This window comes from Streptomyces fulvoviolaceus, from assembly GCF_000718165.1.
GTDB classification, from domain to species: Bacteria; Actinomycetota; Actinomycetes; order Streptomycetales; family Streptomycetaceae; genus Streptomyces; species Streptomyces fulvoviolaceus.
Genome location: NZ_JOEY01000054.1, coordinates 1 through 15,004, shown reverse-complemented (window position 1 = coordinate 15,004; position 15,004 = coordinate 1). Strand labels below are relative to the sequence as shown.

At 71.7% G+C, this 15,004-nt stretch carries 13 protein-coding genes; 7 read left to right on the top strand and 6 right to left on the bottom strand.

Annotated elements, in window-relative coordinates; genetic code table 11:
- Positions 1-96: 96 nt before the first annotated feature.
- Positions 97-1,437: an MFS transporter gene (locus IG08_RS0142740; protein WP_052425103.1), complete on the top strand. Its 1,341-nt coding sequence runs from the start codon at positions 97-99 to the stop codon at positions 1,435-1,437.
- A gap of 165 nt (positions 1,438-1,602) precedes the next feature.
- Entirely contained in the window at positions 1,603-3,090 is a 1,488-nt protein-coding gene (locus IG08_RS0142735; protein ID WP_030616432.1) for a gluconokinase, read from the top strand.
- Here the strand turns inward: IG08_RS0142735 and IG08_RS0142730 are convergent.
- The 6 genes from IG08_RS0142730 to IG08_RS0142705 form a co-directional block, all read right to left on the bottom strand.
- Complete coding sequence (locus IG08_RS0142730) at positions 3,038-4,489, bottom strand: MFS transporter (RefSeq protein ID WP_052425102.1); 1,452 nt, start codon at positions 4,487-4,489, stop codon at positions 3,038-3,040. The two genes, IG08_RS0142735 and IG08_RS0142730, sit on opposite strands and share 53 nt — an antisense overlap.
- Complete coding sequence (locus IG08_RS0142725; protein WP_267964994.1) at positions 4,486-4,755, bottom strand: multicopper oxidase domain-containing protein; 270 nt, start codon at positions 4,753-4,755, stop codon at positions 4,486-4,488. Before IG08_RS0142725 ends, IG08_RS0142730 begins: the two co-directional genes overlap by 4 nt.
- 832 nt (positions 4,756-5,587) lie before the next feature.
- Positions 5,588-6,484, bottom strand: a complete 897-nt coding sequence (gene gnd / locus IG08_RS0142720; RefSeq protein ID WP_030616423.1) for a phosphogluconate dehydrogenase (NAD(+)-dependent, decarboxylating) — start codon at positions 6,482-6,484, stop codon at positions 5,588-5,590.
- 6 nt (positions 6,485-6,490) lie between these two features.
- A complete protein-coding gene (locus IG08_RS0142715) occupies positions 6,491-7,411 on the bottom strand; it encodes an NAD(P)-dependent oxidoreductase (RefSeq protein WP_030616420.1) in 921 nt (306 codons plus the stop codon).
- Positions 7,408-8,475: an NAD(P)-dependent oxidoreductase gene (locus tag IG08_RS0142710; protein WP_030616418.1), complete on the bottom strand. Its 1,068-nt coding sequence runs from the start codon at positions 8,473-8,475 to the stop codon at positions 7,408-7,410. The genes IG08_RS0142715 and IG08_RS0142710 overlap by 4 nt, the downstream gene beginning before the upstream one ends.
- Entirely contained in the window at positions 8,475-9,467 is a 993-nt protein-coding gene (locus tag IG08_RS0142705) for a cyclase family protein (protein WP_030616416.1), read from the bottom strand. Before IG08_RS0142705 ends, IG08_RS0142710 begins: the two co-directional genes overlap by 1 nt.
- A gap of 193 nt (positions 9,468-9,660) precedes the next feature.
- Here IG08_RS0142705 and IG08_RS0142700 point away from each other — a divergent pair, with 193 nt between their 5' ends.
- From IG08_RS0142700 to IG08_RS57940, 5 genes are all read left to right on the top strand, one after another.
- A complete protein-coding gene (locus IG08_RS0142700; protein ID WP_234343111.1) occupies positions 9,661-10,455 on the top strand; it encodes an IclR family transcriptional regulator in 795 nt (264 codons plus the stop codon).
- A 191-nt stretch (positions 10,456-10,646) separates the two neighbouring features.
- Entirely contained in the window at positions 10,647-12,197 is a 1,551-nt protein-coding gene (locus tag IG08_RS0142695; protein WP_030616410.1) for a sugar ABC transporter ATP-binding protein, read from the top strand.
- A complete protein-coding gene (locus IG08_RS0142690; RefSeq protein ID WP_030616407.1) occupies positions 12,197-13,465 on the top strand; it encodes an ABC transporter permease in 1,269 nt (422 codons plus the stop codon). Before IG08_RS0142695 ends, IG08_RS0142690 begins: the two co-directional genes overlap by 1 nt.
- 113 nt (positions 13,466-13,578) lie before the next feature.
- On the top strand, positions 13,579-14,697 hold the full coding sequence (locus IG08_RS0142685) for a substrate-binding domain-containing protein (RefSeq protein ID WP_030616405.1): 1,119 nt from the start codon (positions 13,579-13,581) through the stop codon (positions 14,695-14,697).
- Between the two features lie 142 nt (positions 14,698-14,839).
- Positions 14,840-15,004, top strand: a 165-nt coding sequence (locus IG08_RS57940) for a hypothetical protein (RefSeq protein WP_158812336.1), incomplete at its 3' end; no start/stop codon positions are given.

Sequence of the window (15,004 nt, the reverse complement as noted above, 5' to 3'; positions counted from 1 at the left end):
AGCATATTGGCTTGAGCTCCGCATGCTGTTACGGTCCTGGGCGTCCGCAGATGTACGGCGCGTTACCACGCCGTTGAGACGGAAGGGCGGCATCCCATGCAGGTGCCCACGACGACATCCCGGCCTGCCGACGGGGCGAGAGACCAGAAGAACCCCGGTCTGCGCCGTGCGCTCGTCACCAGTTCGGTGGGCAGTGCCCTCGAGTACTACGACTTCGCCATCTACGGCACCGCCTCGGCCCTGGTGTTCAAGCACCTCTTCTTCCCCGGGCTCGGCCCGGCGGTCGGGCTCGTCGCCATCTTCGCCACCTACGCGGTCGGCTTCTTCGCCCGCCCGCTCGGCGGGCTGTTCTTCGGCTCGCTCGGAGACCGGCACGGCCGCAAGACCGTGCTGGTCGTGACCGTCGCACTGATGGGCGGCTCCTCCTTCGCCATCGGGCTGTTGCCCACCTACCACACGGCCGGTGTGTGGAGCCCCGTCCTGTTGATGTTCCTGCGCCTGCTCCAGGGCTTCGGAGCCGGAGCGGAACAGGCCGGGGCCTCGACGCTGATGGCCGAGTACGCCCCACCGGCCCGACGCGGCTACTACGCGGCACTGCCCTTCGTCGGCATCCAGGTCGGCATGCTGCTCGCCACCGCCCTGTTCATACCGCTGGCCCAGCTCGACGAGGACGTGCTGTTCGGCTGGGTGTGGCGAGTGCCGTTCCTGCTGAGCGCCGTACTGATCCTGGTCGCGGTGTACATCCGGCTGAAGCTGGAGGAGAGCCCCGCCTTCGAGCGGCTGGAGGAGAGCGGCGAGCTCAGCGAGCGACCGCTGCGCGACCTCATGGTCAACAGCCGCCGCAATCTGTTCATCACCTTCGGCCTGCGGATGGCCGAGAACGGCACCTCGTACCTCTACTCCACGTTCAGCATCAGCTACGTGACCACCGTGATCGGCGTCTCCAACTCGGTCGGCCCGCTCGCCGTGGCCTGCGCCTCGCTCGCCGGTATCGCCACCATCCCGCTGTTCGGCATGGTCTCCGACCGGATCGGCCGGGTCCCGCTGTACCGGATGGCCGCACTGTTCCAGGCGGTCTTCGCCGTCCCCGCCTTCGCGCTGATGAGCTCCGGGAACACCGTGCTGATCTGCGTGGTCATCACCCTCGGCATCGGAGTCGGCGTCAATGGCATGCTGGGCTCCCAGTGCGCCCTGCTCGCGGAGCTGTTCGGGGCGCGGCACCGCTACACCGGCGTCGCGATCGGCCGGGAACTCAGCGCGATCATCGCGGGCGGTATCGCCCCGCTGCTCGGCGCGACACTGCTGCTGGCCTTCAACAACGCCTGGTGGCCGCTGGCGGCCTACGTCGCCGTCCTCTCGCTGATCACCTTCGTCACCACCTTCGTCACCCCGGAGACCCGGGGCCGGGATCTCACCGATCTCGCCGACGCCCGCTGAGCGAACCGGCCGCCCTTCGGCAGCCCGGCCCCCGGACGGCGGGCCCTGAGACAGCCGGCCACCCCGCGCCCTGCCCCCCTGCTCCTGGGCGCGGGGCCGGCACCCATGCGCCACGGAACAGCACACCGAGTCGAGACCGCCACGGAAACGGAGAAGGAAACAGTGATGAAGTACGAGACCCAGGTAGTGCTCGGGATCGACCTGGGTACCACCGCGACCAAAGTGGTCGCGGTGGACGGTGCCCACCGAGTGGTCTCGACGATCGAGCGGCCCGCACCCCTGTGCACCGGACGGCACGGGGAAGCCGTCCACGACCCGCAGACGGTGCTGGCCGGAGCGATCGAAGCGGTCCGGGAGAGCGCCGGGATCTGCGCCGGGCGCGGTCTCCCGGTCGTCGCCCTGTCCTTCAGCGCCGCCCTGCACACCCTGCTCGCCCTGGACTCCTCCGGTGAACCGCTGACCCCGGCGCTGAGCTGGGCCGACACCCGGGCCGCCGACATCGCCCGACGGCTGCGCGCGACCGGAAGCGCCGACGCACTGCACCGGGCGACCGGAACCCCCGTGCACTCCATGGCACCGCTCACCAAACTCGCCTGGTTCACGGCACACGAGCCCGACCTCGCACGGCGCACGGCCACGTGGTGCGGCCTCAAGGACTACGTCCTCTTCCGGTTTACCGGCCGGCTGGTCACCGACCTGTCCTGCGCCTCCGCCACCGGCCTGCTCGACATGCACACCACCCGATGGCACGGCCCCGCCCTGGACATCGCCGGGGTGAGCGCCGACCGGCTGCCCGAACTCGTGCCGCCGACCAGCGCGTTCACACTGCTCCCCGACGTCGCCGCCGCCCTGGGCCTGCCCGCCGGGCTGCCCGTGGTTGCGGGGGCCGGGGACGGCCCGCTGGCCAATCTCGCCGTCGGGGCCACCGCTCCGGCCACCGCCGCGCTGTCCCTCGGCACCAGCGGCGCCCTCCGTGTCGTACGCGACCGGCCCGGCGTGGACGAACGCTGCCGGGTGTTCTGCTACCACCTCGCGGACGGGCTGTGGGTACTCGGCGGCGCGGTCAGTAACGCAGGAGTCGTCGCCCAGTGGGCCGCCGAGTCCTTCGGCGGCGTCGACGTGGCCGACCTGCTGAAGGAGGCGGGCCAGGTGGAACCGGGCGCCGAGGGCCTGATCGCCCTGCCGCATCTGCTCGGGGAACGCGCACCCTGGTGGGACCCGGACGCGCGCGGCGCCCTGATCGGGCTGCGCCGCGGACACGGCAGAGCCCACATGACCCGGGCCATGATCGAGGGTGTCGGGCAGCAACTCGCCCTGGTGCGCGACTCCTTGCTCGCCGCCGACGCACCGGTCACCTCGGTGCGGGCCACCGGGGGCGCCCTGCGCTCCCCCCTGTGGGCGGAGATCGTCGCCGCCGCCCTCGACATGCCGCTGGAGATCACCGACGACACCGCGGGTTCGGGCTTCGGCGCAGCGCTGCTCGCCCGGTACGCGCTCGGCGCCCTGCCCTCGCTGACCTCGCCGGTGCCCGGTGCCCGCGCCCACCGCACCGTGACCCCCGATCCGATGGCGGCGCGACGGCTGGCGGAGACCCGCGGACTCAGCGAACAGCTGTACCAGCTCCTGCGCGAGGTGCAGAGGCCGTACCTGTGACCACCGCGCCGGCGTCCCGCCGCAGTCGTGCCGCCTCCGCGACCGCGACCAGGGGAAGCAGGGCGAGCAGCGCGAACGCCACCCGGTAGGGGGCGGCGGGACCGGCCAGCCCGAGGAGGGGCGCGATCGGGCCCGCCGCGTGCAACGCCAAGGCGCCGAAGGCGACCCCGAGGCCGGCGGCGAGCTGTTGCACCGTGCTGGAGAGCGCGTTGGCGTCGCTGGTACGGTCCGCCTCGATGTCGGCGAAGCCGATCGTCGCGTACGCGCTGAGCGAGACGGACCGGCACACACCGCTCATGAACAGCACGGACATCACGACGGCCATCGGCGTGTGCGGGCCGAGCAGCCCGCACAGCACGAAGGTCACTGCCGTCGCGACCCCGTTCACCAGCAGCACCGTACGGAAGCCGAAGCGGCGCAGCAGCGGGGTGGTGAGCGGTTTGACGGCGACGTTGCCCGCGAACACCGCGATGAGCACCAGCCCGGCGGTGGCCGCGCTCCAGCCGAAGGCCCCCTGGAACATCAGGGGCAGCAGGAACGGCACGGCGGTGATCGACGCGCGGAACAGGGCGCCACCCGCGTTCGACACCCGGAAGGTGTCCACCTTCAGGGCTCCGAGGTCGAGCAACGGGCCTTGCCTACAGCGCAGATGACGTAGCGTCAGGAGACAGAGAGCGACCCCCGCGGTGAGCCAGGACGCGCCCGCGCCCCAGGCGGCGGGCGCATCCCCGAACCGCTCCAGCCCCAGCACCACGGCCGCCAGCCCGGCGCCGCCGGCCCCGAAGCCCACCCAGTCGAGACGGGGGCGCTCCGTCCGCCGGAGATCGGGGACGAGCCGCAGGGCGAGCGGCAGCGCCAGCACGCCCAGCGGCACGTTCACCAGGAAGATCCAGTGCCAGGAGGCGTACGTCGTGAACAGCCCGCCCAGCGCCGGCGCGAGGACCGGGGCCAGCAGCCCGGGCCAGGTCAGCCAGGCGATCGCCCGCAGCAGATCCGGCTTCCGGGTGGAGCGCAGCACCGCCAGCCTGCCGACGGGCACCATCATCGCCCCGCCGATGCCCTGCGCGACGCGCGTCACCACCAGCTCGGGAAGCCCGCCCGCCGCCGCGCAGAGCGCCGAGGCGAGAGTGAACACGGCGATCGCCCAGACGAAGACCCGGCGGGCGCCGTAGTGGTCGGCGGCCCAGCCGCTCACCGGGATGAACACGGCCAGCGCGACGAAATACGCCGTCATGGCGACGCCGATGTCGGCCGGTCGCACCCCGAAGGAAGTGGCCATGTCGGGGGCGGCCGTCGAGATGATCGTGCCGTCCAGGTTCTCCATGAAGAAGGCCCCGGCGACCAGCAGAGCCAGTCCCCGGCCCGCTTCTGAGCCCTTCGGGCCGTCCCCGCCACTCACTGGTGCCTCTCCGTACTGTGCTGTCCCGACGGCGGCACGCCGGTGCCGGTGCTCATGGGCACGGACATCGGCGTCGGCAGACCGATGTCCTGGATCTGCCCGGGAAGGACGACGAACTGCCGCATCATGCCCATGTCCTCGTGTTCGAGCATGAGGCAGTGGTAGACGAACTTCCCCGCGGAGTCCCCGAAGTAGCCGTCCACCGTGACCAGTTCACCCGCTCCGACCCGCATCGTCTCCTTCCGCCCCCGCTCGCCTGGCGGCACCGTCCCGGCACCGGTCCGGCGCAGCGGGGCGGCGGTCCCGCAGCCGATGCCGCCGTCCCGACGGTCACGGGGATGCGCAGGGGGTCACGGAACGGGGTGAGGCTGCGGTAGATGTGTGCGGCCGGGGCGGATCCGTCCGGTCCGCCCCGGGGAGAGCGGGGCTCGTCGTCGGCGAGTCGCGCCGTGTGCTTCGGCTCCGTGGGAGCGCCGGAGGTTCCGGCCGGCGGCGCTGCCCCGGTCCGGGTCCCGGTCGCGGCCGCAGTGGCGAGAAAGCCCCGGCGGGGGAGCGCCGAACGGGCCACGCCCGTCGGGTTGTTGCCGTCTTGGGTGTGCATGGTGTCCTTCACTCATCACAGTGGCGTGCCCGCCCCTGGCAGTCCGCCGCTACGGCTCCTGGTCGCCCCGCCCCAGGGCAGCCGCCTCGGGACCGGATGGTGTCCCCGCCGGGCCGTTCAGGGCCGGCGGGGTTCCCGGGCCGATGATCCAGTGCCGCCGGATTCCGGGTCGTTCCGTTGAAGCGCCGCGCGGTCGGCCGTGGCTGTGGTGTCACCGCCGGAGGCCATGGTGGTCGTCACCTGGTGGGGGACCGCTGTGGAGGGCTGTTCCTGCCTCTCCGGGCGAACTCGGGGGGGTATCCGTGGCGGGGCGCGGCTCGGACTACGGACCGGGGGGCGACTCGAGGGCCCCGGTGTGAGCGCGTGGTGATTGGCACTTGCTTTTTCGGGGGCCGTCGTCCGGGGACGTCGACCACCTGCAGTACGTACGGCTGCCGTACGGCCTTCGTCGGTTTCCCGACATGGTGCGGGTCCCCGGCGGGGCACGGCAGGGTCGGTCAGCCCTGCGCCGCCCCGCCCCCGGCGGTGGCGTGCACCGCGTGGCCGCCGAACTGCCGCCGCATCGCCGCGAGGGCCTTGAGCTGGTCCGCGTCCGGCTTGCGGGAGGCGAAGCGGGCGAAGAGGGCGGCGGTCATCGCAGGGGCGGACACGGAGAGGCGTACCGCCTCCTCGACCGTCCAGCGGCCCTCGCCCGAGTCGTCGACGCGGCCGGAGAGGGTGGCCAGGCCCGGGTCCTCGTCCAGGGCCCGCACCAGGAGGTCGAGCAGCCAGGAGCGGACGACCGTGCCGTGCCGCCAGGAGGCGAGCACCTTGGGCACGTCGGGCACGTACTCGCTGGCCTCCAGCAGTTCGTAGCCCTCGGCGAGCGCCTGCATCATGCCGTACTCGATGCCGTTGTGGACCATCTTGGCGTAGTGCCCGGCGCCGACCGGGCCCGCGTGGCACAGCCCGTCCCGGTCGGGGGCGAGCGACTCCAGCAGCGGCCAGATGCGCTCGACGTGCTCGTCCTGGCCGCCACACATCACGGCGTAGCCGTTCTCACGGCCCCAGACGCCGCCGCTGACCCCGCAGTCGACGTAGCCGATACCGTGCTCGGCGAGCATCTGGGCGTGCTCGGTGTCGTCGCTGAAGCGGGAGTTGCCGCCCTCGACGATCACGTCGCCGGGGGACAGCAGTTCCGCGAGCTGCCGCAGGGCCTGGTGGGTCGGGTCGCCCGAGGGGAGCATCAGCCACACCGCGCGGGGTCCGGCGAGCTTCGCGACGAGTTCCTCCAGGGAGTCGGCGTCGCGGTCGGGGGAGGTGCGGCTGTAGCCGAGCACCTCGTGGCCGCGGTCCCGCCAGCGGGCAGCCATGTTGCCGCCCATGCGTCCGAGTCCGACGATTCCTACCTGCATGTGTCTTCAGTCCTTCGTGTGGTGATCGGTGGGGTGGGGCGAGGCGCCGCGCAACAGGCCGAGGACGACGCTGTTGTCCAGGTCGCCGAGGCCCTGTTCCACGACCGCCGCGTACAGCCCTGCGACGGTCGTGGAGAGCGGCAGCGCGACGCGTTCGTCGGAGGCGCTGTCCAGGACGAATCCGAGGTCCTTGTGGAGGTAGCGGGCCGGGCCGGAGGGAGTGAAGTCGCCCTCACAAAGGTGGTGCCGTTTCTGTGCGAGCACCTCGGAGGAGGCGAGCCCGCCGGCGAGTACGTCGAGCAGTGCGGCGGGTTCGAGGCCGCCGCGTTCGCCGAGCAGTACGGCCTCGGCGAGCGCGACCAGGGATCCGGCGACGACGAGCTGGTTGCACGCCTTGGCGAGGGAGCCGGAGCCGGTGTCCCCCAGGCGCCGTACGGTCGAGCCCATCGCCTCCAGATACGGGCGGATCTGTGCGACCGTCTCGGCCGGGCCCCCGGCCATGATCGACAGGGTGGCGTCGCGGGCGCCGGTCACGCCGCCGCTGACGGGGGCGTCGACGACCGTGATGCCCTGCGGGCGCAGTTTCTCGGCCAGGGCGCGTACCGCGACGGGGGAGACGGTGCCCATGACGACCAGGGTGTCCATGACCGGCTGTCCGGAGCGCAGTCCGTCCGGGCCGTCCAGCCGCTCGATCACCTGGGGGAGGTCGGGGAGCATGGTGAGGACGACCGGTGCGGCGGCAGCTACCTGCTCCGGGCTGTCGGCGGTACGGCAGCCGGCGGCCGCGGCGGTCTCCAGCGGGGTCCGGCCGCGGTTCCAGGCGAGTACGTCGAAACCGGCCCGGGCGAGGTTCAACGCCATGGGCAGTCCCATGGCGCCGAGCCCGAGGAATCCGACGGTGCCGGTGCCGACGTCAGCGACGCTCATGCGCCGGCTCCCGCCGGAGTATCCGTCAACTCGGCGAGGCGACCGATGAGGTGAGGGCTTTCGACCACATCCCGGTTGACGACGAAGGGCGGTACGCGGCCCGCCGCCACCTCCAGCACGGCCCGGACCGCGCTGCCGCCGTTCCCGGCGGACATCTCGTCGGTCCACGCCAGGGCGTGCGGGCTGAGCACGACGTTGTCCATGCCCAGCAGCGGGTTGTCGAGGTCCGGCGGCTCGCTCTCGAACACGTCCAGTCCGGCGGCTCTGATGCGCCGTACCCGCAGCGCCTCGATCAGCGCGGTCTCGTCGACGATGGGGCCACGGGCGACATTGAGGAGGACGGCCGTGGGTTTCATGAGGGACAGCCGCCGAGCGTCGACGAGATGACGGGTCTCCTCCGTCAGCGCGCACATCACGATCACGGCATCGGCCTGCGCCATCACGGTGTCGACGTCCACGAGCCGTACGCCGAGCCCGGCGGCGGTATCCGGCGGGCAGTAGGGGTCGTACGCCACGACGTCGACCTCGAACGGCCGCAGCAGTCCGACCAGATCGCGGGCCGTGTTGCCGAGGCCGATCAGACCCATACGGCGGCCGGTGAGCCCCAGGCCCATCCACTGTTCCTTCTCGGCCCAGCGCCCCTCCCGTACCAGCCGGTCCTTGGCGGTCACGTTGTGGAGCACGGCGAGCAGCAGGGTGAGGGCGGCGGTGGCGACCGGGCGCCGGGCGCCGTCCGGAGTGATGGTCACCAGGGCGCCGTTGCGGGTGCACGCGTCGAGGTCGACGGTGTCGTAGCCGACGCCGAAGCGGGCGAAGAGGAGCGGGGGGCGGGCGGCGCCCTCGAAGGTGCGCGCCGTGACTGCGGGGCCGGCGAACAGGACGGCGTCCAGGCCGTCGACGTCCTTCCCCAGGAGTTCCCCGGTGTCGCGCGGCAGGTAGTGCCAGTCGACTCCGGCGGCGTCGAGTTCACCGAGCCGGATGTCGCCCCACACATTGCGTCCGTCCGCGTCCAGGAAGTCCCGGCTGACGCCGACTCTGAACTGCGCGGCTGATGCGGTTCCCATCACAGCACCGCGATCGGGTTGACGGGCGAACCCGTGCCGCCGGGGACGTTCAGCGGGGCCACGACGAACAGGAACTCGTAGCGGCCGGCCTGCGCGCAGGCGGCGGAGAGCGCTTCGAGGTCGAGGTTGTCCAGCAGCGGCACGCCCATGGCGGTGATCGCGAGGGCGTGCACGGGGGAGTGCAGCCCTTCGACCGGGGAGGGCCGTACGTCGCTGTCGCCGTCGCCGCCGAGCAGCGCGATCCCGCGCTCGGCGAACAGCGGCATGGCGTCCACGTGGAAGCCGGCGCTCGCGTTGTCCGGGTTCCAGGCGCCGAGTTCGGCGCGGCGCCGGAAATGGCCGGAGCGCAGCAGCACGGCGTCGCCGTCGCCGATGGTGATGCCGAGGGTTTTCTCGGCGGCGGTGACGTCCTCGGCGTGCACGGCCCGGCCGGGCTCCAGCCAGTCGGTGCCGAGGACGGCGGGCATGTCGATCAGTACGCCCTTGGTGACCAGGGGGCCGAGCGCGGACACGGCGCCGAAGCGGGCGCCGCCCGCGTCGACGACCTCGCGTGCGGTGCGGCCGTCGTAGAGCTGTCCGCGGTAGGCGATGTGGGAGAGCGCGTCGAGGTGGCTGACGCCCTTGCCGTGGTAGTCGACGGCGATGAAGTCCTTGTGACAGGACGGTTCGGGGGCTTCGACGTCGCCGAGGTCGGACATGTAGTGGAGGGCGGGTTTGCCGTTGTCCGGGCCGGGCGCCGTGTTCCACGGCAGGGCCGTGGGGACGGTGGTGCCGGTGCGGACCAGGGTGGTGGCGCGGCGTGCGTGCTCGGGGGTGACCCGGTTCCAGGCGCCGCGGTCGGCGTCGGCCGGGGCCCAACGGCCCCAGGTGCTCAGCTCGTCGAAGAGCGTGTCGAACTGTGCGCGGGACAGGGCGGGTCCATTGTCCGGTTCGCGGCCGGAGGCGTTGCCGCCGGGGGAAGGGGGAGATGGATCGTGCGGGCTGCTGGTCATCTGCTGCTCAGCGCTCCAAGGCTCGCAGGGTGTCGTCGGTCGGCCCCAAGGGCGCGCTACGGTCGAGTGGTCCCGAAGGGATGCGGAGAATCTCGACGGCGAAGCGTGCGCCGACGGCATTGTCGTTCGGGGGCACACGAGAGACAATAGCCAATATGCTGAACGACGAACAGAATGATGGGTGGAGTTGCTGGTGAGCGCAAGTGACCCGGGTGGTCTCGTTCCCGCTGTGACGCGGGCCGTGGCCATCCTCGACGCACTCGGCGAGGCGGAGGGGCGCCCGCTGTCGGTGAGTGAGATCGCTCGCGCCCTGGGCCTGCCGAAGTCCTCGACGGGCAATCTGTGCGCCTCGTTGGAGGCGGCCGGCATGATCGCGCGCAACGGCTCGGGCTTCAGCCTGGGGCGCAAGCTCGTCGAGCTGGGTGGCCGCTACCTGGCCACCGTCGATCAGCTGCGCGACTTCTACGAGCTGTGCAGGCGCAGTACCCACATCTCGCGGGAGACCGCACGGGTGGCCGTACTCGACGGCTTGGACGTCCTCTACCTGGGGCGTTACGACGGCACGCAGCCGTTGCGGCTGACCGCCAACATCGGTGACCGCTTCCCGGCCAACTGCACGGCCACCGGCAAGGCCATCCTGTCCACTCTGGATCCGGCGGTGGCCGAGGACCGGCTGCGCGGCCGCGCCCTGCCCGCGCTCAGTGAGCGGTCCATCACGTCAGTGCCCGCCCTGATGGATGACCTGGCGAAGGCCCGGGAGCGCGGCTACGCGATCGACGACGAGGAGGCCACGGCGGGCATCCTCTGCCTCGCCGTACCGGTCAACGGCTTCCGTACGGACTCGGCGCCCTTCGCGATCAGTGTCACCGTGCTCAAGGCCCGGCTCGACGACGAGTTCCGAGAGGCCCTGCTGAAGGACCTGCGGACCATCGCGGCGGGTCTGGAGAACCCCATGCTTCCGCAGGGGGCGCCGGTGGGCGGCGGCTGAGGCCAGGGGGCTGGTCCCGGCCCCTCAGGTAGTACCCCACGGCGGCCGTACGGAGATCTCTCCGTACGGCCGCCGTAACTTTGAGGCAATAAATACCGGCAGAGCCATTGACCAACATGCTGGCAGCTGTACAGGATTCTGGTCGAGCCGATGGAATGGTCCTCGGCTGGCAGATCCCTTCGGAGAAGTCCGTGTATGACGCTCCCGATGACATAGCTGACACAGCTCCACACCGGCCCCTGGTGAGCATCCGGGGGCTGCGCAAGCGATTCGGCGGCACTCTCGCCCTCGCCGACGTCGACCTCGACCTTCACCCGGGCAGAGTTCTCGCCCTATTGGGTCACAATGGTGCCGGTAAGTCGACCCTGATCAAGGTCCTCGCCGGGGTCTACAAAGCGGACCAGGGCGAGGTCACTGTCGCGGGCCACCCGCTCGGCACCGAGGCCGCCTCCGCGGAGATGTCCTTCATCCACCAGGACCTCGGCCTCGTCGAATGGATGACGGTCGCCGAGAACATCGCACTCGGCACCGGCTATCCGCGCCGCGCCGGGCTCGTCTCCTGGAGGCAGGTCCGCGAGCGCAGCACCGAGGCGCTGGACATCGTCGCCGGTCACCTCGACCCGGACGCCGCGGTCGCCGACCTCACCCGCGCCGAGCGCTCCCTCGTCGCCATCGCCCGCGCCCTCTCCACCCGGGCCCGGCTCATCGTCCTCGACGAACCCACCGCGAGCCTGCCCGCCGCGGACTGCGCCCGCCTCTTCGACGTCCTGCACACCCTGCGCGACCGAGGACACGGCATCGTCTACGTCAGCCACCGGCTCGACGAGGTCTACCAGGTCGCCGACAGCTTCGCGGTCCTGCGCGACGGTCACCTCATCAGCGAGGGCCGCCTCGCCGACCACGGCCCCGACCGCATCGTGCGCGACATCGTCGGCCACGAAGCGGAGACCCACCGCCCCGAGCCCGGCCCCAAGGCCCCCACCGGCGAGGCCCCCACCGTGCTGCGCCTCACCGGTGTCACCACCGAGGGCGCGGGCCCCGTCGACCTGGAACTGCGCGCCGGGGAGGTCCTCGGCATGGTCGGCCTCACCGGCGCCGGCCACATGGACCTCGGTCGTGCCCTCGCCGGTTCCCGGCCGATCCAGGACGGTGAGGCACTGCTCGACGGCAGGCCTTACCGGCCCGACTCGCCCGCCGCGGCCGTCGACGCGGGCATCGGCTTCGTCACCAGCAACCGCCAGGAGGAGGGCTGCGCGCTCGAACTCACCGTCAGGGAGAACTTCCTGGCAAACCCGCGGGCCGACAGCCGCTCCCCGTGGCGCTGGATCAGCCCGTCACGCGAGCGCGCCCAGGCGACAGCGTTGGTCGAGAGGTTCGGCGTACGCCCGGCCAACTCCGAGGCACCCATCGCGACCCTCTCCGGCGGCAACCAGCAGAAGGTCATGATCGGCCGCTGGCTGCGCCTCAGCAGGCGCGTCGTGATCCTGGAGGAGCCGACCGCGGGAGTCGACGTCGGTGCCAAGGCGGAGATCTACCGCCTGCTCGACGACGCGCTCGCCCAGGGACTCGCGGTCCTTCTCATCTCCACGGACTTCGAGGAAGTCGCCGACGTGTGTCACCGCGCCCTGGTCTTCGTACGGGGCCACGTGACCGCCGAACTCAGCGGCGAAGCCCTCACCGTCACCGAACTCACCCACGCCGCGTCGGCCATGCCGGCGCTGACCGGAACGGCGGACAACTGATGGCCACCGAGACCGAAGCCGCCCGCCCGCGGGCCGACCACGGCGGAACCCCACCGCAGGACGGGACCGTCGGGGACGGCGCCCGCAAGGGAACACCCCCCGGGTCGCGCAAGCAATCCCCTGGCGGCGCCGACAAGGACGCGAGCAGCGGCTCCATCGCCGCCCGGCTGCGCGGCGGCCATCTCATCGGCACCTACGGCCTGCTCGGCCTGACCCTCCTGCTGTTCGTGATCTTCGCGCTGGCCTTGCCGGACACCTTCCCGACGATGGACAACGCCTCGTCGATCCTGTCCAACCAGTCGATCCCCGCGATCCTCGCCCTCGGCGCGATGATCCCCATCGTCACCGGCAAGTTCGACCTCTCCGTCGGCTACGGACTCGGCTTCGCCCACGTCCTGGCCATGCAGCTCATCGTGAACAGCGGCTGGCCCTGGCCGATCGCCTGCGTCGCCGTCATCCTCGGCGGCGGCATCGTCGGTGTACTCAACGGCCTGCTGGTGGAGTTCGCCAAGATCGACTCCTTCATCGCCACCCTCGGCACCGGCAGCCTCCTGTACGCCTGCACCGGCTGGATCACCGACGGCGCCCGCATCGTGCCCGGCCCAGGCGGCCTGCCCCCGGCCTTCACCGACCTGTACGACTCCACGTTCCTCGGCCTGCCGGTCCCCGCGTTCTACGTCCTCGCGCTCGCCGTGGTGCTCTGGCTGCTGTTGGAGCGCCTGCCGCTCGGCCGCTATCTGTACGTCATCGGCTCCAACGCCCGCGCCGCCGACCTCGTCGGCATCCCCACCCGCCGGTACGGCATCTACGCCTTCGCCGGTTCCGGACTCGTCGTCGGCTTCGCGGGCGTCCTGCTCGCCGCGCAGCAGCAGATCGGCAACCCGAGTGTCGGCATGGACTACCTGCTGCCCGCCTTCGTCGGCGCCCTGCTCGGCTCCACCGCCATCAAACCGGGCCGCGCCAACGCCGCCGGAACCGTCGTAGCAGTCGCCATCCTCGCCATCGGCCTGGCCGGCATCCAGCAGCTCGGCGCCGAGTTCTGGGCGACCTCCCTGTTCAACGGCGGCACGCTGCTCCTCGCGGTCGGCCTGGCCGGCTACTCCGCCCGCCGCCGGCTGCGCGCCGGCGCCAGTGCCACCCGCCGCTCACTGTCCACGCCCGGGACGGAACCCGCGACGGAGCAGCCGACGCCCGCCGCGACCGGTTCGTCCGCGACCGGTCTGTCCGCCACCGCCGCGTCCGACGACGACGCGCCGCACACCCCCTGACCGCGGACAACCTCCGCGCCCGTCTCGTCGCCTGCCCGCCGCACGCCTGCCGTACGCCCTCAAGGAGCACCGCCGTGACGTACCACCCCACTCGCAAGGCAACCATCAGAGCCGTGGCCGCCCTGGCCGTGCTCACCGCTACCGTCGCAGGCTGCACCCGGGGCTCCGAGAGTGCCGGCTCCACCTCCGTCGGCGGGTCCTCGAAGGCCGGCTGTCCAGCCGTCCTGGCGAAGGCGAAGAAGGCGGTCGCGGGCGCCGAGGCCGTCGACGCTCCCTGGAGCGGGCCGACCACCGGCCCCAAGGCGGTCGCCGGCAAGACGGTCGTCTACGTCGCCCAGAGCATGACCAATCCCGGCGTCGCGGGTGCCGCCGAAGGCGTCAAGGAGGCCGCCAAGGCCATCGGCTGGAAGGTGCGGATCATCGACGGTCAGGGCACCCCGGCCGGTATCCAGGCCGCCGTCAGCCAGGCCGTCGCCGTGAAGCCCGACGGCATCGTCCTGTCCGGCTTCGACCCCAAGTCGACCGCACAGCAGGTCGCGCAGGCCAACGCCGCAGGTATCCCGCTCATCGGCTGGCACGCCGTCGGCACCCCTGGGCCCAGCAAGGACCCCAAGCTCTTCAGCAACATCACCACCAAGGTCGAGGACGTCGCGAAGATCAGCGCCGACTGGGTCATCAGCCAGTCCAACGGCCGGGCCGGCGTGGTGGTCTTCACCGATGCCTCCATCCCGTTCGCCAAGGGAAAGTCGGACCTGATCGAGAGGGAGCTCGCCACCTGCTCCGACACCAAGGTGCTGTCCACCTCCAACATCCCGATCGCCGACGCCAGCAGCCGTACCCCCCAGGAGGTCTCCGCGCTGCTGTCCCGCTTCGGCGCCAAGTGGACGCACTCGGTGGCCATCAACGACCTGTACTTCGCCGACGCGGCACCCGCGCTGCGGGCGGGCGGCAAGCAGGGCAACGGTGCCCCGTTCAGCATCGGCGCCGGCGACGGCGACCCCTCGGCCTTCCAGCGCATCAACAGCAAGCAGTTCCAGGCGGCCACGGTGCCCGAACCGCTGTCCGAGCAGGGCTGGCAGATCGTCGACGAGTTCAACCGCGCCTTCGCCGGCAAGCCCGCCAGCGGCTACATCGCCCCGGTACACATCACCACGGCAGCCAACAGCGGCGGCGGCTCCTCCTGGGACCCGAAGGGATACCGCGAGGCGTACCGGAAGCTCTGGGGCAAGTAGGCGACACCGTCGGCGCCGGCACGTCCCTCCCGTCCCTCCCCGGCGGGAGGGGCCGCTCCCTCGGCCCCGGCCTCCTCTTCTTTCGTCCGTCCTCACATTCCCGACGTCCTCACATTCCTTCCGCAGACACAGGAGCTCACGCGTGAATCCGCACTCGACCACCACAGACCTCGAGTGGACCGAGTTGGACCAGCGGGCCGTGGACACGGCCCGTGTCCTGGCCGCCGATGCCGTACAGAAGGTCGGTAACGGCCATCCCGGTACGGCGATGAGCCTGGCGCCCGCCGCGTACACCCTCTTCCAGAAG

Bases quoted from the DNA above. Each gene is read 5' to 3' on its own strand.
- IG08_RS0142735 (WP_030616432.1), top strand. From the start codon at position 1,603: ATGAAGTACGAGACCCAGGTAGTGCTCGGGATCGACCTGGGTACCACC.
- IG08_RS0142705 (WP_030616416.1), bottom strand. From the start codon at position 9,467: ATGACCAGCAGCCCGCACGATCCATCTCCCCCTTCCCCCGGCGGCAAC.
- gnd (WP_030616423.1), bottom strand. From the start codon at position 6,484: ATGCAGGTAGGAATCGTCGGACTCGGACGCATGGGCGGCAACATGGCT.
- IG08_RS0142740 (WP_052425103.1), top strand. From the start codon at position 97: ATGCAGGTGCCCACGACGACATCCCGGCCTGCCGACGGGGCGAGAGAC.
- IG08_RS0142690 (WP_030616407.1), top strand. From the start codon at position 12,197: ATGGCCACCGAGACCGAAGCCGCCCGCCCGCGGGCCGACCACGGCGGA.
- IG08_RS0142710 (WP_030616418.1), bottom strand. From the start codon at position 8,475: ATGGGAACCGCATCAGCCGCGCAGTTCAGAGTCGGCGTCAGCCGGGAC.
- IG08_RS0142715 (WP_030616420.1), bottom strand. From the start codon at position 7,411: ATGAGCGTCGCTGACGTCGGCACCGGCACCGTCGGATTCCTCGGGCTC.